Source organism: Marimonas arenosa, from assembly GCF_030848945.1.
GTDB classification, from domain to species: Bacteria; Pseudomonadota; Alphaproteobacteria; order Rhodobacterales; family Rhodobacteraceae; genus Marimonas; species Marimonas arenosa.
In genome coordinates this window covers 114,827-131,530 of sequence record NZ_JANHAX010000004.1, presented here as the reverse complement: position 1 = coordinate 131,530, position 16,704 = coordinate 114,827, and the positions used below count along the sequence as shown (strand labels likewise).

General features: G+C 63.7%; 16 protein-coding genes. 2 read left to right on the top strand and 14 right to left on the bottom strand.

Annotated elements, in window-relative coordinates; genetic code table 11:
- Positions 1-8 precede the first annotated feature (8 nt).
- From NO357_RS13965 to hemC, 3 genes are read right to left on the bottom strand one after another with little or no spacing between them, the layout of a single operon-like run.
- Positions 9-305, bottom strand: a complete 297-nt coding sequence (locus tag NO357_RS13965) for a DUF5665 domain-containing protein (protein WP_306736308.1) — start codon at positions 303-305, stop codon at positions 9-11.
- Entirely contained in the window at positions 305-811 is a 507-nt protein-coding gene (locus NO357_RS13960; protein WP_306736307.1) for a DUF1643 domain-containing protein, read from the bottom strand. Before NO357_RS13960 ends, NO357_RS13965 begins: the two co-directional genes overlap by 1 nt.
- Positions 808-1,770 carry a hydroxymethylbilane synthase gene (gene hemC / locus NO357_RS13955; RefSeq protein WP_306736306.1) on the bottom strand — a complete coding sequence of 321 codons (963 nt, stop codon included), beginning with the start codon at positions 1,768-1,770 and terminating at the stop codon, positions 808-810. Before hemC ends, NO357_RS13960 begins: the two co-directional genes overlap by 4 nt.
- A gap of 103 nt (positions 1,771-1,873) precedes the next feature.
- Here hemC and hemE point away from each other — a divergent pair, with 103 nt between their 5' ends.
- The gene (gene hemE / locus NO357_RS13950; protein ID WP_306736305.1) at positions 1,874-2,923 is read left to right on the top strand and encodes a uroporphyrinogen decarboxylase; all 1,050 of its coding nucleotides are present in this window, start codon (positions 1,874-1,876) and stop codon (positions 2,921-2,923) included.
- A gap of 126 nt (positions 2,924-3,049) precedes the next feature.
- Here hemE and NO357_RS13945 read toward each other — a convergent pair whose 3' ends face one another.
- From NO357_RS13945 to clpS, 6 genes are all read right to left on the bottom strand, one after another.
- Positions 3,050-4,093 carry a cytochrome-c peroxidase gene (locus NO357_RS13945; RefSeq protein ID WP_306736304.1) on the bottom strand — a complete coding sequence of 348 codons (1,044 nt, stop codon included), beginning with the start codon at positions 4,091-4,093 and terminating at the stop codon, positions 3,050-3,052.
- A 176-nt stretch (positions 4,094-4,269) separates the two neighbouring features.
- Positions 4,270-5,019, bottom strand: a complete 750-nt coding sequence (locus tag NO357_RS13940) for an SDR family NAD(P)-dependent oxidoreductase (protein ID WP_306736303.1) — start codon at positions 5,017-5,019, stop codon at positions 4,270-4,272.
- Positions 5,020-5,146: 127 nt separating this feature from the next.
- Entirely contained in the window at positions 5,147-6,040 is an 894-nt protein-coding gene (gene hemF / locus NO357_RS13935; protein ID WP_306736302.1) for an oxygen-dependent coproporphyrinogen oxidase, read from the bottom strand.
- A gap of 22 nt (positions 6,041-6,062) precedes the next feature.
- Positions 6,063-6,878: an SDR family NAD(P)-dependent oxidoreductase gene (locus tag NO357_RS13930; protein WP_306736301.1), complete on the bottom strand. Its 816-nt coding sequence runs from the start codon at positions 6,876-6,878 to the stop codon at positions 6,063-6,065.
- Positions 6,879-6,920: 42 nt separating this feature from the next.
- On the bottom strand, positions 6,921-7,913 hold the full coding sequence (locus NO357_RS13925; protein WP_306736300.1) for a class I SAM-dependent methyltransferase: 993 nt from the start codon (positions 7,911-7,913) through the stop codon (positions 6,921-6,923).
- 22 nt (positions 7,914-7,935) lie between these two features.
- Positions 7,936-8,274, bottom strand: a complete 339-nt coding sequence (gene clpS, locus NO357_RS13920) for an ATP-dependent Clp protease adapter ClpS (protein WP_306736299.1) — start codon at positions 8,272-8,274, stop codon at positions 7,936-7,938.
- A gap of 107 nt (positions 8,275-8,381) precedes the next feature.
- Between clpS and NO357_RS13915 the strand changes: the two genes are divergently transcribed.
- A complete protein-coding gene (locus tag NO357_RS13915) occupies positions 8,382-9,083 on the top strand; it encodes an HAD family hydrolase (protein ID WP_306736298.1) in 702 nt (233 codons plus the stop codon).
- Positions 9,084-9,171: 88 nt separating this feature from the next.
- On the opposite strand, the gene ade is transcribed toward NO357_RS13915, so the two are convergent.
- From ade to xdhA, 5 genes are read right to left on the bottom strand one after another with little or no spacing between them, the layout of a single operon-like run.
- Complete coding sequence (ade, locus tag NO357_RS13910) at positions 9,172-10,866, bottom strand: adenine deaminase (protein ID WP_306736297.1); 1,695 nt, start codon at positions 10,864-10,866, stop codon at positions 9,172-9,174.
- Positions 10,863-12,143 (bottom strand): guanine deaminase, encoded by a 1,281-nt coding sequence (guaD, locus tag NO357_RS13905; RefSeq protein WP_306736296.1) that lies wholly within the window; start codon positions 12,141-12,143, stop codon positions 10,863-10,865. Before guaD ends, ade begins: the two co-directional genes overlap by 4 nt.
- Positions 12,140-12,955 (bottom strand): xanthine dehydrogenase accessory protein XdhC, encoded by an 816-nt coding sequence (xdhC, locus tag NO357_RS13900; protein WP_306736295.1) that lies wholly within the window; start codon positions 12,953-12,955, stop codon positions 12,140-12,142. Before xdhC ends, guaD begins: the two co-directional genes overlap by 4 nt.
- The gene (gene xdhB, locus NO357_RS13895) at positions 12,952-15,252 is read right to left on the bottom strand and encodes a xanthine dehydrogenase molybdopterin binding subunit (RefSeq protein ID WP_306736294.1); all 2,301 of its coding nucleotides are present in this window, start codon (positions 15,250-15,252) and stop codon (positions 12,952-12,954) included. Before xdhB ends, xdhC begins: the two co-directional genes overlap by 4 nt.
- Positions 15,249-16,703 carry a xanthine dehydrogenase small subunit gene (gene xdhA / locus NO357_RS13890; protein ID WP_306736293.1) on the bottom strand — a complete coding sequence of 485 codons (1,455 nt, stop codon included), beginning with the start codon at positions 16,701-16,703 and terminating at the stop codon, positions 15,249-15,251. Before xdhA ends, xdhB begins: the two co-directional genes overlap by 4 nt.
- Between the last annotated feature and the right edge of the window lies 1 nt (position 16,704).

Here is a 16,704-nt window from a genome sequence, read left to right as displayed (position 1 = left end):
GAAGGGCGCTACTTGGCCTTTTCGATCTCTTCCACGATCCGCACCGCCCAGTCGCCGATGATCGGAATGAACTCGAACTGGGCCACCCACCATGCCAGCAGCGACACCAGGATCGTCGCCCCCAGCGCCGTCCCCAGACCAAAAGCGAGACCGCGGAAGAACTGGTAAAGGATCAACCGCAAGGGCGAATTGTGCATCGTCACGAAGCGGTGCGTATTGAGCCGCTCGACCTCCTGCGTCAGCCGGTTCAGCGCCTGGGTCTGGGCTTCGAGATCCGCAAACTTGCCGTTTTCGTCCGGTTGCATCAGAACCACCGTTCCGGTTGCTGGGTGTAGGCAATATAAAGCGGATGTTTCGGGTGACCATCCTTGGTCAGACCAAGATGGAACACCGGCCGCCGCGTCCGCCGCAACAGGGCTTCGACCTCTGCCCCGCGCTCCAGATGCGCCCCATGCGTGCCCCAGGCGGCGATGATCTGATCGGCCCAGGGGCAACTCTCGGCAATCGCCTGGTCATTCTCCGACCCTACCGGATCACCCGCCGTCCGCATCTTTTTCGGATCGGTCTCGCGCCAAGCGAAGATGTTGGTCACCCGGAACGCGCCGAAGCCCAACGCCCGCGCCCGCCGTTCGCAGCGCTCAACGGTCGGGTCGTTCTGCACCTCCGTCGCAGTCGAAGGATTGAGCATGATGAACAACGCCCGACTCGCACCCTCGTCCCAGGTCCGCGTCAGCATGTAGCGATAGCGCTCGCAATCGGAGTAGACCGCGGTCGAGGGCGCATCACCCTTGATATGCGTCCGCTCGATCATGCCCGCCAGTCGAAGAAACCGTCTCCGGCCCGCGCCAGGAGGCGCGCCGCCATCGCTCGACCGATCTCGGCACCGTCCTCGATAGCGCCGGTCACGTCGTCATCGAGCCGCTCGCTGCCGTCCGGCCGCAGAATTTCACCGCGCAGCCGCAGGTTACCGCCATCAAGTTCTGCCAACCCGGCGATCGGCGTTTCGCAGGATCCGTCCAGCGCCGCCAGGAACGCCCGCTCCGCAGCCAGCCGCTGACCGGTCGTTGGATCGTGGATCCCCTCCAGCATCGCAGCGACACGAGTGTCATCAGCGCGTCGCTCGATCCCGATTGCCCCCTGTGCCACCGCCGGCAACATGTCCTCGGGCGAAATCGCCGTCGCCGGCACCTCGCCGATCATACCCAGCCGGGTCAGCCCGGCCATGGCGAGGAAAGTCGCGCTTGCCACCCCGTCGTCCAGCTTCCGCAGCCGGGTCTGCACATTGCCACGGAATTCGACCACCGTCAGGTCGGGCCGCGCGACCTTCAACTGCGCCCGCCGGCGCAAGCTCGACGTGCCCACGATCGCGCCTTCGGGAAGATCTGCCAGACCGCCGAAGCCCGGCGAGATGAACGCGTCGCGCACGTCTTCGCGCGGCAGATAGCAGTCCAGCGCGAGCCCCGCGGGCTGGTCCACCGGCATGTCCTTCATCGAATGCACCGCGATGTCGATGCCGCCCGCCAATAGCTGCTCTTCGATCTCCTTGGTGAACAGCCCCTTGCCACCCAGGTCTTTCAACGGCTTGTCCTTGGCGATCAGCGCCGCGTCGTCTCCGGTCGTCTTGATCACGACGATCTCGAAGGCCTCCGGCGGCAGCTCGAACGCCGCGCCCAGCCTTTGGCGAGTCTCATGGGCCTGCGCCAGAGCCAGCGGCGAGCCGCGGGTGCCGATTTTCAAAGGGACGTCGGGAGTCGGTAAATCTTTTGTCATGTGCCCCTGTTAAGCGCGTCCAAAGGTCCTTTCAAGCCGTCGTGCGCTTGACATCCCGGTCGCGGAAGGGGACGAAACCTCCCAGAGACGAAAAGGACGCAACATGGCCGAGCAGACGAAACGACCCACGAAAAAGATTCTGCGCGCGCTCGCGGGCGAGGTCCTGCCGACCCCGCCGATCTGGATGATGCGCCAGGCCGGTCGCTACCTGCCGGAATACCGCGCCACCCGCGCCGAAGCCGGGGACTTCCTGTCGCTATGCTACAATTCAGACCTCGCGGCCGAGGTCACGCTACAGCCAATCCGCCGTTACGGCTTCGACGCGGCGATCCTGTTCGCCGATATTCTGCTGGTGCCGCAGGCACTTGGTGCCGATTTGTGGTTCGTCACCGGCGAAGGCCCGCGGCTTTCGACCATCACGTCACAGGCCGATTTCGACGCCCTGAAACCGGCCGATGCGATCCACGACAAACTGTCACCGATCTATGAAACCGTGCGCCTCCTCACCCGCGAGCTGCCGCCGGAAACGGCGCTGATTGGCTTCGCCGGCGCGCCCTGGACGGTTGCCACCTACATGATCGCCGGCCGCGGCACCCCGGACCAGGGTCCGGCGCACGCGCTCAAAGACGAGAACCGCCCCCTCTTCGAGGCCCTGCTCGACCGCATCACCGAGGCCACGATCCAATACCTCAGTCAGCAGATCGAGGCCGGCGCCGAATGCGTGAAACTGTTCGACAGCTGGGCCGGCTCGCTCAAGGGCGAAGACTTCGACAGATACGCCACCGCCTCTGCCAAGCGCATTATCGCCGAGCTGAAATCCCGCCATCCCGGCATTCCCGTCATCGCCTTTCCGCGCGAAGCCGGGGACAAATACATCGGCTTCCACGCCGCCACCGGCGCCGACTGCGTCGCACTTGATGACAGCGTGACACCGGAATGGGCGGCGGCGAATGTCCAGAAGGATGGCTGCGTCCAGGGCAACCTGGCCTCGTCGCACATGGTTACCGGCGGGCAAAACCTGATCGACGAAACCCGCCGCATCGTGCAGGCCTTTTCCAAAGGCCCCCATATCTTCAACCTCGGCCACGGCATCACGCCAGATGCCGACCCCGCGAATGTGCAGCTGATGATCGACACGGTGCGTGGCGGCTGATCCCGCCTGCCCCGTCCTGGACCAGATCCGGGACCTCTGCCAAACCTGAAAAAAGCACGCCCCAAGCAGAACGTGCCAGTAAAACCGAAGCGAAGAGCCGGACCCGCAACAGCCCCGGCAAAGCGCTTACTTGACCTCGCCGGTCGGGCGCGGCGTAGCGGCGGTCTCGGCCGGCAGCACCGGATAGGTGACTTCCGGAACCTCACCGGTGAGCGAGCCCAGGAAGGCCACGATCTTGTCCGCTTCGTCGTCGCTCAGGTCCTCGCCCAGCTGGCTTTCACCCATGATCTGCACCGCCACTTTCAAATCCCACACCAGGCCGGAATGGAAATAGGGGGCTGTTTGGTCGATGTTGCGCAGCGGCGAGGCGCGGAACACGTACTCATCATCCGCCGTCTCGGTCACGGCATAGCGGCCCTTGTCCCCTTCCGGCAGGATATCAGCGCCCGGCTTCTCGATCAGGCCGAACGGGTAATACCCGTTGCCGCCCAAGTTCACGCCGTTGTGGCACGAGGCACAGCCCTTATCCATGAACAGCTCCAGCCCGGCCAGTTGCTCGGCGCTCATCGCATTGTCATCGCCATTGAGCCACGCATCGAACGGCGCGGGCGTCGTCAGTGTCGCCTCGTAGGCCTCGATCGCCTTGGCGAAATTGTCGAATGTCACCGGGTCGGTCTCGTCCGGGAAAGACTCTTTGAACCAGTGCACGTATTGCGGCATCGAATTCAGCGTCGCGACCACGTTTTCCGGCGTGTTGGCCATCTCGACACCCGCCTGCACCGGCCCCTTGGCCTGCGCCTTCAGGTCTTCGGCCCGACCGTCCCAGAACTGCGCCTCGTTGAAGACCGAGTTCAGCACGGTGGGCGAGTTGCGCGGTCCCTTCTGCCAGCCATGACCGATCGAGGTCGGCATGTTGTCGTCGCCCCCCGTCGCCAGGTTGTGGCACGAGTTGCAGGAAAACACGCCCGAGGCGGACATCCGAGGGTCGAAGAACAGCGCCTTGCCCAAATCGATTTTCGCCGGCGTGATCGGGTTGTCGCTGACCGCAGGAATGGTCGACGGCAGCGGCGCGAACATGTCCTTGGACGCATCGCGCAGCTCGCTCGCGGCAGCGGCGCCCGCAATGGCAAAACTCAGGGTTGTGGTGGAAATCAGACGAAACCGGTTCATTTGGGATCAGGCCTCCATGCCATGGATGTCAAGGTTACTCCGCGCGTTTCCTGACATGGTCCGCCTATATAGATATCAATGATTCATCTTTATGATTCAGATCAATTCCAAACACCGGATTCACAAAAAACCTTGCACTAATAAAAGCTTAACAAATGAAGTGTCCCGCCTCAAATTCACTCCCGCAGCGCAGGCAACCCCACCCCGGTGCTGTCAAACCCGCCATCGGCGGCGATAACCTGCCCCGTCACATAGCTCGCCTTCTCACCGCACAGGAACACGATCACTTCGGCAATCTCCTGTTCGCTGCCATAGCGGTTCAGCGGAATCGCGTCGTGATAGGCATCGATGATCTCCTGGCTGTGCACCGCCATCGCCAGCTTGGTGCGCACCGGGCCGGGACAGACGCAATTGGCCCGCACCCCCCATTCTCCCAGTTCCGCCGCCTGCTGCTTGGTCAGCTGAATCACGGCGGCCTTCGAGGTGCCATAGGCCACCCGCAGGGTCGAGGCGCGCAATCCGCTGATCGAGGCGATGTTCACGATCGCGCCGCGCGCCTCTTTCAACATCGGCGCACAGGCCTGGCTGACCAGGAACACCCCGTCGAGATTGGTCTCCATCACTCGGCGCCACATGGCGAAATCGCAGTCCGCCATCGGCCCGAACTCGGCCACGCCCGCGTTGTTGATCAGGGCATCGATCCGGCTGCCCCAGGTCTCGGCCAGCCGCAAAACCATCGCCTCGACCTCCTCGGGGATCGATACATCGCAGACCACCGGCAGTATGTTCTGTAAATCCGCCGCCGCCCGCGCCAGCTCCGGCGCATCGCGATCGATCATCGCCACCCGCCAGCCGTCTTCCAGCAACAACCTTGTCGTCGCCAGCCCGATCCCCCGCGCCGCTCCCGTCACCAAAGCCGTTTTCATCCCCGGCCCCTTCCTTTCATTTCTCCGTAGATACCCCTGCCGAAGGCGACGGCCATCTCAATCCAAAGCTCCGTTGCCGCCCGACGGAGCCGGGGTCGGAGACCGGGAAGCGCTCGAGGGAATCACTTCAGATCCACTTCGCCATTGGCGGCAGGCTCATCAGCACTGCATTGGCATCGTGACCGGTTTCAAGCCCGAATTTCGTGCCCCGGTCATAGACCAGGTTGTATTCGGCATAGAGGCCGCGATGTATCAGCTGGATGTCCTTTTCTTGTGCATCCCATGGAGTACCCATCCGCTTTTCCGTCACCGGCAGGAAGGCCGGCAGGAAGGCGCGCCCGACATCCTGTATGAAAGCGAAATCCGCCTCCCAGTCGCCGGTGTTGTGATCGTCGAGGAATATCCCGCCGACGCCCCGCGCCCGGCCTCTGTGCGGGACGAAGAAATACTCGTCCGCCCAAGCCTTGAACCGCGAGTAGAAGGTCTCGTCGTGGCGATCACAATGCTGCTTCTGCACATAATGGAAATGCGCGGTATCGTCGTCATACTCGATACACGGGTTCAAATCGGACCCACCCCCGAACCACCAACCATGCGGCGTCCAGAACATCCGGGTGTTCATGTGGACCGCCGGCGTGTGCGGGTTCTGCATATGCGCCACCAGGCTGATGCCGCTGGCCCAGAACCGCGGGTCGTCGTGCATCCCCGGCATGTCTTTGCGCGCCATCATTGCCGCCTGCGCCCGCTCACCAAGGCGGCCGTACACGGTCGACACATTCACGCCGACCTTCTCGAAGACGCGGCCACCTCGCATCACGCTCATCAGCCCGCCACCGGCATCTTCGGCGTCCTCTCCGGCACGCGTCGTCTCGGTCACTTCGAACCGCCCCGGCGGCTGATCGGCAAACGGTCCCTCGGTCTGTCGATCTTCGAGCCCCTCGAATGCCTCCACGATCCGGTCGCGTAGCTCGCGAAACCAAGCGCTGGCGCGGGCTTTTTCTTCCTGCATCTCTTCTGTCATCGGGTCTTTCTCTTGCTGATCATCAATGCGCCGGCGCTGTCACCGGATCGAGCAGCGTCCGCCCGCCATCCACGGTCAGCACCTGGCCGGTCATGAAACCCGCCCCGTCACTGGCCAGGAACTGCACGGTCTCGGCAAGCTCGCTGGCGCTGGCGATCCGGCCGAGCGGCGTGCCCGTCTCGATCACGTGGCGGAAGTCGGGATGCTCCTTCAGCCGGTCCTGCATGCTGGCGCTCATCACCGAACCCATCGCCACGGCGTTTACCCGGATACCGGTACGCGCCAGCGCCACGGCCAGAGACCGGGTCATCTGCTCCAGCGCCGCGTTCGAGATCGACAGCGCCATCAGTTCGGGATGCGCCCGGCTCGCCAGGATCGACGACAGGTTGATGATCGAGCCCACCGGCCCTTCGCCACCTTCTTCCTCCGCCTGCTTGATCATGCGTTTGGCCACCACCTGGCTCAGCCGCAGCGAGGTCATCAGGTTCTGCTGCAAAAGCTCCTCGACCGCGTCGTCATCGGGGTTGAGCGGATCGGATCGGATCACCTGCCGCGAGGCATTGACCAGAACGTCAACCCGGTCGAAGGCATCGATGGTTGCTGACAAAAGGTTAGCCAGTGTCAGCTTTTCGCGCAGATCGCCGGTGAAGCAGCGAATATTGCTGTTTTCCTCGTCTACCGCCCCGTTCTGGCCGACCTCCCGCGCCAACCCTTCTTCATCCATGTCGGCGAACATCACGTTCGCTCCCTTGTCGGCAAAGTGGCGGGCGATCGCCCGGCCCACACCGTTTGCAGCCCCGGTGACAATCGCGGTTTTTCCGGCAATCGAAAGCGACATGTGCAGCCTTTTCGTGATTCTCGGGTCTGACCCTAGGCCAAATCAGCGCCTTGGGCGAGAGGGCCGCGCCGCGGCAAAGAGCTTGAACCGCGTGTCGCCGCCGATCTCCTCGACCTCGCGGAAACTCTCGCGCAACGCGGTCTCGTAGGGCAGGTGCCGGTTCGCCACCATGAAAAGCCGCCCGCCGGGCGCAAGACAGGTGGCGGCATTGCGGATAAACGCCTGTCCCAGCGCCGGTACGCCCTTGCGACCCGTGTGGAACGGCGGGTTCATCACCACAATGTCAAGCGGCTGTTCCGGACGCCAGGTGCAGGCATCGGCCCAGTGAAACCGCGCCCGAAGGTCCGTCACGTTCTCCCGGGCGCACTCCAGCGCCGCATGATCGGCCTCCACCAGATCAAGGCGTTCCACCCCCTCATGCTTCAGGATTTCAGTTGCCAGATAGCCCCACCCGGCGCCGAAGTCCGCCACGTGTCCCTTCAGCCGCGCCGGCAGCGCCGCGGCAAGCAGTTTCGAGGCCGGGTCAATCCCGTCGGCGGAAAACACCCCTGGCACGGTGACAAACCCATCGGCGTTCAGTGACGCTGCACCGGATTGCCGCCAGTCGGCCAGCCGGTCATCCCCGGCTTGCACCACGAAGGTCTTTCCATGCGCCTTGGAAAAAGCTGGGCCGCAGTCGGCGCGCACCCGCAGATCGCGATAAAGACTGTCGACCCCATCGTGTTTCTGCCCGTCGATGATCGCCACGCCCGCCAACTCGAGCGCTTGCGCCACCATCGCCCGGGCCTGCGCCTTGGCACGTGGCGGGAACACCAACGCCAGCGCCGCCTGGTGCGGCAGCCCCGTCACCACGGCATAGCCGGCGGCCTGCAAAGCATCGACGTCCGGCTTCAGGCCGCAGATCAGCCGCAGCCGATCCTTCGGCAACATCGACAGGTCACTCTCCGCCCGCGCCCCGAACACGGCGATTTCGCCCGTCTCGGGCAGGACAAAGCCTTTGCGTTCCAGGAAGAATGCCAGACGTGAGGGCTTCATGCGGCAAAAGAGCCCACGGCCCTCACTCCCGTTCCATCGTGCATTGCAGCGGGTGTTGGTGCCGGCGCGCCGCGTCCATTACCTGCGCCACCTTGGTCTCGGCAATTTCGTGGCTGAACACGCCGACAACCGCGATACCCTTCTTGTGTACCGTCAACATGATCTCGAAGGCCTGGGCGTGGTTCATGCCGAAAAACCGCTCCAGTACATGCACGACGAACTCCATCGGCGTGTAGTCGTCGTTCAGCATCAGCACCTTGTAGAGCGGCGGCCGCTTGGTCTTCGGCCGCGTCTGCACGATGACCGAGGTGTCGCCCTCGTCATCTCCTTTACCCGCCATGATATGCGTCCATTCGGACATGCGTCTCACGTCTCATTTCGGTGTCATTGCCTGGGACGTTCTATATAACCTCTGTTACCAGCGAGAAAAGAGGGTGCGGTGGTACTGGCCCGGGGATGAGCCTGAGAATGACGCGGAAATTGACAACAATCGGGTTCGATGCCGACGATACGCTCTGGCACAACGAACGATTCTTCCAGATCACGCAGGAGCGATTCGCCGGCCTGTTGGCCGATTACGCCGATCCCGATCACCTCGCCGAACGGTTGCTCGATGCCGAACGCCGCAACCTCGGTCATTATGGATTCGGCATCAAGGGCTTCATGCTGTCGATGATCGAAACCGCTTTGGAAGTCACCTCCGACCGGGTGCCTGGCTCGGTGATCCACGAGATCATCTCGGCCGGCCAGGACATGCTGCGCCATCCGATCGAACTGCTGCCTCACGCCCAGGACGCCGTCACCTCGCTCGCCGAAGACTACCGGTTGGTGCTGATTACCAAGGGCGACCTGCTCGACCAGGAACGCAAACTGGCGCAATCGGGCTTGGGCGAGTTGTTCGATGCAGTCGAGATCGTCTCCCACAAGACGCCCGAGACTTACCGAGCCGCCTTCACCCGCCACGGGCACGGCCCGGGCCGCGCCATGATGGTCGGCAACTCGATGCGGTCCGACGTGCTGCCGGCCATCGCCGCGGGCGGTTGGGGCATCTACGTTCCGCACGGGCTGGAATGGGAACTGGAGAAGGCCGAACCGCCGCCCCGCTCGTCCCGTTATGCCGAACTCGTCGACCTCGGTGAACTACCCGCGCTGGTCGAGGCCATCGGCTGACGCCATTCGCCGGTTCCGCTTTCATCTTGCCGAGAATGTGACGGGCGCCTTTGTCCCCTGTTTGCAGCACGGTTTTTTCAAGTGACTGTCACGAAATGATCTCGAACCGCTCCACGTCCACCAGACCGCGATCGGTGATCTTCAGACTCGGGATCACCGGCAGAGCCAGGAAGGCAAGCTGCAAAAAAGGCTCATGCAAAGTCACACCCAGGCTTTTGGCCGCCTCGCGTAGCGGGATCAGCTCATCCCGTACGGCTTCGTATGGCTGCAGGCTCATCAATCCCGCCACCGGCAATGCCAGTTCGGCCAGAATGGCACCGTCCCGCACCACGACGAACCCGCCCTCGATTTCGCCCAGACGGTTGGCCGCCAACGCCATGTCAGCGTAATCGGCCCCCACTACGGCGATGTTGTGATGATCATGGCAGACGGTCGAGCCGATCGCCCCTGCCGTCAGCCCGAACCCCTTGACGAAACCCGTCGCCATGTTGCCATTCAGACCGTGCCGCTCCAGCACCGCGATCTTTACGAGGTCGCGCGCCAAATCCGGTCGCTTGTCACCATCCACGATCGGGATGGTCTCGCGCAGATGCGCCGTGATGATCTTTCCTTCTATGATTCCAATAACATCCGTGTGGTCTTGGTTTCCCCCGGAGCGGAAATCCTCAGCCGTCACCGCCCGCGCCTTGACCGAGGCGCGCCCCACCGGCGCGACGATGGTTCGCCGTGCGAAGGCATCGTCGCTCAGTACCACGCCACCCGCCATCACCATCTGCGCGCTGCACCTGTCCAGGCTGTCAACCGCCACGATATCAGCCCGCTTGCCCGGCGCGATCTGGCCCCTGTCTTTCAGCCCGAAGGCCTCGGCCCCGCTCAGGCTCGCCGCCCGGTAAACCGCCCGCGGCGAACAGCCCAACCCGATCAGGCTGCGGATCATGTGATCGAGATGGCCCTGCTCGGCAATATCCAGCGGATTGCGATCGTCGGTGCAGAGACAACAGTACGCCGACGTATAATCGTTCAGGATCTCTGCCAAAGCGCGCATGTCCTTGGACACCGAGCCCTCGCGGATCAGCACCCGCATGCCCTTCTGCAGTTTCTCGCGCGCTTCTGCCGCGCTCGTCGCCTCATGCTCGGTCCGGATGCCTGCCGCGACATAGGCATTGAGATCGCGCCCCGACAACAGCGGCGCGTGCCCGTCGATATGCCGGCCCTCAAAGGCGTGCAGTTTTGCCATCGCCCCCGGATCACGATGGATCACTCCAGGATAGTTCATGAACTCGGCCAGCCCGATCACGCGCGGGTGGTCCCTGAGCCGCGAAAGATCCTCGGCCCCGATCCGCGCCCCCGCCGTCTCCATCTCGGTCGAAGGCACACAGGAGGACAACTGCACACGGATATCCATCAGCGTGTGCGCGGAGGCCTCAAGGAAATACTCGATCCCTTTGACCCCAACCACATTGGCAATTTCATGCGGGTCGCAGATCGCCGTCGTCACCCCACGTGGCCCGACGCAGCGGTCGAACTCGTAGGGAGTCACCAGCGAACTTTCGATATGCAGGTGCGTATCAATGAAACCGGGAACCAGAATTAGTCCCTTAACGTCAATGATTTCGCCGCCCTCATACGGTGCACCAAAGCCGGCGATCCGGTCACCGCAAACCGCCACGTCACCGGCGATCATGTCACCGGTGATCACGTCAAAAACCTGCCCGCCGCGCAACACGATATCGGCCGGCTCGTCGCCGCGCGCCACCGCGATCACGCGCTCCAGTTCGGTCATTTCATTGCCTCTCCGGCCACATAGGTTTGCACGACGGCCCGATCATCGCCCAGAATCATCAGCAGGAACAACTCTTCCGCCAGGGTCTCCACGGTTTCGGCGCGAAGCCGCATCTCGAGCGTCGCGCGGGCATCCAGAACGACCACATCGGCGTCCGTGTCGGGCTCCAGCGTGCCGATCCGGTCCTCCAGCCCAAGCGCCACGGCGTTACCGCGCGTGATCCAGTGAAACATCTCGAACGGATGCCGTTGTTGGCGCTGCAACTGCAGCACCTTGTAGCCCTCGTTCATAGTCTGCAGCATCGAATAGCTGGTGCCGCCGCCGACATCCGTGGCAATCGCCCCGTGAACACCCTGCCGCCGCAACCCGGCATCATCGTAAAGCCCGCTGCCAAGAAACAGGTTGGAGGTCGGGCAGAAGACCGGTTTCGCTCCGGTTTCGGCAAGCACCCGGATCTCGCGGGCAGTCATGTGGATGCAATGCCCCATCAACGACCGCGGCCCGAGCAGACCGAATTTTTCATAGATCCCCATATAGTCATGCGCCCCGGGGTAGAGCTCGGCCGCCAGCGCGATTTCGTTCAGATTCTCATCGACATGGGTCTGTACGTAACAGTCCGGATACTCCGCCGCCAGCGCCCCGGCCGCCTCCAGCTGTTCGGGGGTCGAGGTAATCGCGAACCGCGGCGTGATCGCGTAGTGCGCTCGTCCCTTGCCGTGCCAGTTCTCGATCAGCGCGCGGCTATCGTCGTATCCAGACTGTGGCGTATCGCGCAACCCTTCCGGCGCGCCACGATCCATCATCACCTTGCCGCCGATCATGCACATGTTGCGCCGCGCCGCCTCTGCGAAATAGGCCTCTGCCGACGCCGCATGGACCGAGCAGTAGGACGCTGCCGTGGTCGTTCCGTGGGCGCAAAGCAGGTCGTAGTAGATCCGCGCCATTTCTGCGGCATGAACAGGATCGGCAAAGCCCATCTCGGCCGGAAAGGTATAGTTTTCAAGCCAGTCGAGCAGTTGCTCTCCCCAGGACGCGATCACCTGGACCTGCGGAAAGTGGACATGTGCATCAATGAACCCCGCCATCAGAAGATGCGGCCGATGGTCGATCTCGAGTTCGGCCAGACCTTTCAACTCGGTATGGCTCCCCCGCTTCACGATCCTTCCGTCTTCGATCAGGAGTGCACCGTCCTCGAGATAGGTAAAAGCGCTGTCGTCTGCGCCTTGCGGTGCGGCGTGAAAGCTCAGCACTCGCCCCCGCAGCAATGTTCGGCTCATTGCGCCATCTCCGCACCTTGCCAGGCATTTTGCGCCGCAAAGGCTTGCAAGAGATCGGTGGCGACGAAGGCGGCAATCACCTCCGGCCGTTTGTCGCCCAACCCGACCTGCCCCATCGGGCAGACCAGACGGTCCGCCCCGGCTGCCGCCTCGGTTTGACGCAGCCAGCGTTCGAACCGGGCCCGTTTCGTGGCCGATCCGATCATGCCGACATAAGACGCGTCCCGCCGTTGTAGCGCTTCGCCGGCCAGCAGGAAATCCAGCGCATGATCATGCGTTGCAACGACGAAAGCCGCAGCTGTCCCGGCCCGCGCGATCTCGCGTTCCGGGAAGGCCGTCAGGCATCCTTCGGCGGCCCGCGCCCGCGCGAGCTCTTCGGCGCGGCTGTCGATCAGCCGCACGCGCAATGGCAGGGGGGCCAGCGCGACACTCAGGGCCCGCCCGACATGCCCGGCGCCGAAAATCAAAACTTCCGGCCAGGCCGCTGCCGCGTCTTGCGCCCGCTGCACCGCGGTCTGCCGGGCGGCGGCATCCAGCCGGTCGAGGCTCAGGTCCACCCGGCCGCCACAGCACTGCCCGATCTCGGGGCCGAGCGGAACATCCATCGCCATATGTTGCCTGCCCTGCACAATCATTGCCCGCGCCTGATCGAGTGCCAGGTACTCCAGCTGCCCGCCCCCGATCGTTCCGTACACCCCATCAGGCGAGACGAACATCTCGGCCCCCGCTTCCCGAGGCGACGAGCCCCGAATTCGCGTCAGCGACACGCGCACAACCGTTTGATATTCCTCCAAAAACTGCGTCAGAGTCATACCACTCCCCGCATTCTCTCAACCGCCATTAGGACCCGCTCGGGCGTGGCCGGCGCATCCAGTCGCGGACATTCGCGATAGTCCGCCACGCTCGCCACGGCCATCGACAGCGCTTCGAGCACCGAGATCGCCAGCATGAAAGGCGGCTCACCCACGGCTTTCGAGCGTTTGATCGTGCGCTCCGGGTTCACCGACCATTCCGCCAGAGTCACGTTGAACGCCCGCGGCCGGTCCGAGGCCAGCGGGATCTTGTAGGTCGAAGGCGCGTGTGTTCGCAGCCGGCCCTGAGCGTCCCACCACAGCTCTTCCGTGGTCAGCCATCCCATGCCCTGGATGAACCCGCCCTCCACCTGACCGACGTCGATCGCCGGGTTCAGCGAGCGGCCCACATCATGCAGGATGTCCACCCGCTCGACCTGGTATTCGCCGGTCAGCGTGTCCACCGACACCTCGGAACAGGCCGCACCATAGGCGAAATAGTAGAATGGCCGGCCCTGCCCGGTCTCGCGGTCCCAGTGGATTTTCGGCGTCTTGTAAAACCCGGCGGCCGAAAGTTGCACCCGCGCCAGATAGGCCGATTTCACGAAGTCGGCCCAACCTATGTCCGCATCACCGACCCGCACATGGCCCGGCCGAAACTCCACCTCTTCCGGCTTTATCCCTTTGCTATCACAGGCGAATTCAACCAAACGCGCCTTGATCTGCTCGCAGGCATCGCGCGCCGCCATGCCGTTCAGATCGGACCCGCTCGAAGCCGCCGTGGCCGAGCTGTTTGGCACTTTCTCGGTCGTGGTTTTCGTCACCTTCACCAGATCGAGATCGACCTGGAACGCGTCGGCCACGACCTGCGCCACCTTGATGTTGAGACCCTGCCCCATCTCGGTACCGCCATGGTTCAGCATGATCGACCCGTCATTGTAGACATGCACCAAGGCCCCAGCCTGGTTGTACCAGGTCGCGGTGAAGGAAATGCCGAACTTCACCGGCGTCAGCGCAATCCCTCGACGGATGAGGCCACCGGTGGCGTTCTCCTCCAGAACCGCCGACCGCCGCGCCTGATAGTCACTGCGCTCCTCCAGCTCGCCAACAATACGTTCAAGTATGTTGTCTTCGACGGTTTGGTGATATGGGGTGACATCCCGGCCGGCGCTATAGAAATTCGCCTTGCGAATCTCCAGCGGATCGCGACCCAGCGCATAGGCGATCTCCTCGATGATCCGCTCACCCATCACCACCCCTTGCGGCCCACCAAAACCGCGAAAGGCCGTATTCGATACCGTATGCGTTTTCATCGGTCGCGAACTTAGACGCACGTCGGGGAAGAAATAGGCGTTGTCGGCATGGAACAACGCCCGATCGGTCACCGGGCCGGACAGGTCGGCGGCGACGCCGCAGCGCGCCGCCAACTCGGCATCGACCGCCTCGATCCGGCCGTCGTCGTCGAAACCGACCTCGTAACTACATAAGAAATCGTGTCTTTTCCCGGTCGAAGCCATGTCTTGGTCGCGGTCGGGACGAATTTTCACCGGTCGGTTCCAGCGTTTCGCCGCCACGGCCGCGACACAGGCAAACAGGTTCATCTGGCTTTCCTTGCCACCGAACCCGCCGCCCATCCGGCGCACGTTCACCACCACCGAATGCGACGGCACTCCTAGCACATGGGCCACCATATGCTGCGCCTCGCTTGGGTGCTGGGTCGAGCAATGCACAACCACGTCCTCATCCTCGCCGGGAATGGCAAAGGCGATATGACCCTCGAGATAGAGATGTTCCTGCCCACCGATCTCCATACGCCCGCGTATGCGATTTGCCGAACGCGCCAACCCCGCCGCCGCGTCGCCCCGTACCAGGGTCAGCGGGGCGGTGACATGCGGCATGCCGCGCTCCACGGCGTCGCCTACAGTCACCACTGGATCCAGCGTGTTGATCTCGATCTTCGCCTGCGCTGCCGCTCGCCGGGCCGCGTCGCGGGTTTCGGCGACCACGGCGAACAGCGGTTGGCCGTGGAACTCGACCACCTCTTCCGCGAAGATCGGTTCATCGCCGGCACCGACCGCACTGATCTGGTTTTCGCCGGGGATGTCCTTCGCGGTCAAGACGCCGACAACCCCGGGCGCCGCCAGAACCGCACTCAGGTCCATGCCGGTGATCCGCCCATGCGCTACCTCCGACACGCCGAGATAGGCGTGCAGCGTCCCGGCGGGCTCGGGGATATCGTCGCAATACTCGGCCCGTCCGGTGACATGTTTCACTGCGCTGTCATGTGCGATCGGTTGATGCACGCCACCCTTGATCATGCGCTGATCCTCCGTGTCAGCCGGGCCACTGCTCCGGCGCCCTGCTCCGCCCAGAACCGCCGCAGCAGGTTTTGCGCCACCAGCATCCGATAGTCCGCCGAGGCCCGCCAGTCGCTGAGCGGGGTGAAGTCCTCGGCCAACACGTTGGCAGCGGCCTCGAAACTGGCCGCGTCGAACGCGGCGCCGTCCAGCAACGCCTCGGCCGCCCTCGCCCGTTTCGGCACTTCAGCCATGCCACCGAAGGCCAGCTTGGGATTGGCGATCCTGCCGCCCTCAACCCGCATCGCGAACCCGGCAGCAACCGAGGAAATATCTTCGTCCCGCCGCTTCGAAACCTTCCAGGCCGCGTGCAAACTGCCCGGCATCGCCTTTGGAACGACGATCGCCTCGACAAACTCGCCGGGGCGCCGGTCCTGCCGACCATAGTCGAGGAAGAAGTCCTCGAGCGGGATGTCCCGCCGTACGTCCCCGTGACGCAGCACCAGCCGGGCACCCAGCGCGATCAGCACCGGTGGCGTGTCGCCGATCGGGGATCCGTTGGCGATGTTGCCACCCACCGTGCCCGCATTGCGAACCTGCCAGCCGGCAATCCGGCTCCAATACTCGGCCAGGTGCGGGAAGGCGCCCAGAAGCACCGGCGCGGCCTCGGTATAGCTCGCGCCGGCGCCGATCCGGATTGTATCCGCTGTCTCCTCGATCGCCTTTAACCCGTCGAGATGACCGATGAAGATCGCCGGAGAAATCTCGCGCAGGAACTTCGTCACCCACAACCCGACGTCTGTCGCCCCTGCCACGACGGTGGCCTCGGGGTGCGCCACATAGAGGCCTGCAAAATCCGTCACATCCGCCGGCAGATACCCGTCTTCCAGAACCACCCTCACCCCATCACGCAGCGTCTCCAACCGAGCTGTCACCGAGTCGCGTTCAGCCAGCAACGGATCACTCTCAGGCAGCCCGTATGTCGCCGCCGCCCGCGCCGCCTGCACAATCGGCGAATAGCCGGTGCAGCGGCACAGGTTGCCCTGCAGCGCCTCTTCCACCTGCGCCTCGCTGGGTCGCGGCGTTTCCATCCATAGCGCGTAAAGCGCCATCACGATCCCCGGTGTGCAAAAGCCGCATTGCGACCCGTGATGTTCGACCATCGCCTGCTGCACCGCCGTCATGCCGCCATCGGGACCGCGCAGATGCTCCACCGTGACCACGTGGCAGCCATCCACCGTCGCCAGGAAGCGGATACAGGCATTCACCGGCTCATAGCGCAGCCCGGCCCCGTCCAGCCGCCCCACCAGCACGGTGCAGGCGCCGCAATCGCCTTCGGCGCACCCCTCCTTGGTGCCGGTCAGCCGCCGCTCGATCCGCAGAAAATCCAGCAGCGTCTCGCGGGCCTTCACCCCGCCAAGGCGCACCTCTTCGCCGTTCAGCAGAAACCTTATCTCGTCGCGCGTTTCCATT

Excerpts from the sequence above, each read along its gene's own strand:
- xdhC (WP_306736295.1), bottom strand. The coding sequence starts at position 12,955 with ATGACTCTGACGCAGTTTTTGGAGGAATATCAAACGGTTGTGCGCGTG.
- hemC (WP_306736306.1), bottom strand. The coding sequence starts at position 1,770 with ATGACAAAAGATTTACCGACTCCCGACGTCCCTTTGAAAATCGGCACC.
- guaD (WP_306736296.1), bottom strand. The coding sequence starts at position 12,143 with ATGAGCCGAACATTGCTGCGGGGGCGAGTGCTGAGCTTTCACGCCGCA.
- ade (WP_306736297.1), bottom strand. The coding sequence starts at position 10,866 with ATGACCGAACTGGAGCGCGTGATCGCGGTGGCGCGCGGCGACGAGCCG.
- NO357_RS13940 (WP_306736303.1), bottom strand. The coding sequence starts at position 5,019 with ATGAAAACGGCTTTGGTGACGGGAGCGGCGCGGGGGATCGGGCTGGCG.
- xdhB (WP_306736294.1), bottom strand. The coding sequence starts at position 15,252 with ATGATCAAGGGTGGCGTGCATCAACCGATCGCACATGACAGCGCAGTG.
- hemE (WP_306736305.1), top strand. The coding sequence starts at position 1,874 with ATGGCCGAGCAGACGAAACGACCCACGAAAAAGATTCTGCGCGCGCTC.
- clpS (WP_306736299.1), bottom strand. The coding sequence starts at position 8,274 with ATGTCCGAATGGACGCATATCATGGCGGGTAAAGGAGATGACGAGGGC.
- NO357_RS13965 (WP_306736308.1), bottom strand. The coding sequence starts at position 305 with ATGCAACCGGACGAAAACGGCAAGTTTGCGGATCTCGAAGCCCAGACC.
- NO357_RS13915 (WP_306736298.1), top strand. The coding sequence starts at position 8,382 with ATGACGCGGAAATTGACAACAATCGGGTTCGATGCCGACGATACGCTC.
- xdhA (WP_306736293.1), bottom strand. The coding sequence starts at position 16,703 with ATGGAAACGCGCGACGAGATAAGGTTTCTGCTGAACGGCGAAGAGGTG.
- hemF (WP_306736302.1), bottom strand. The coding sequence starts at position 6,040 with ATGACAGAAGAGATGCAGGAAGAAAAAGCCCGCGCCAGCGCTTGGTTT.
- NO357_RS13960 (WP_306736307.1), bottom strand. The coding sequence starts at position 811 with ATGATCGAGCGGACGCATATCAAGGGTGATGCGCCCTCGACCGCGGTC.
- NO357_RS13945 (WP_306736304.1), bottom strand. The coding sequence starts at position 4,093 with ATGAACCGGTTTCGTCTGATTTCCACCACAACCCTGAGTTTTGCCATT.
- NO357_RS13930 (WP_306736301.1), bottom strand. The coding sequence starts at position 6,878 with ATGTCGCTTTCGATTGCCGGAAAAACCGCGATTGTCACCGGGGCTGCA.
- NO357_RS13925 (WP_306736300.1), bottom strand. The coding sequence starts at position 7,913 with ATGAAGCCCTCACGTCTGGCATTCTTCCTGGAACGCAAAGGCTTTGTC.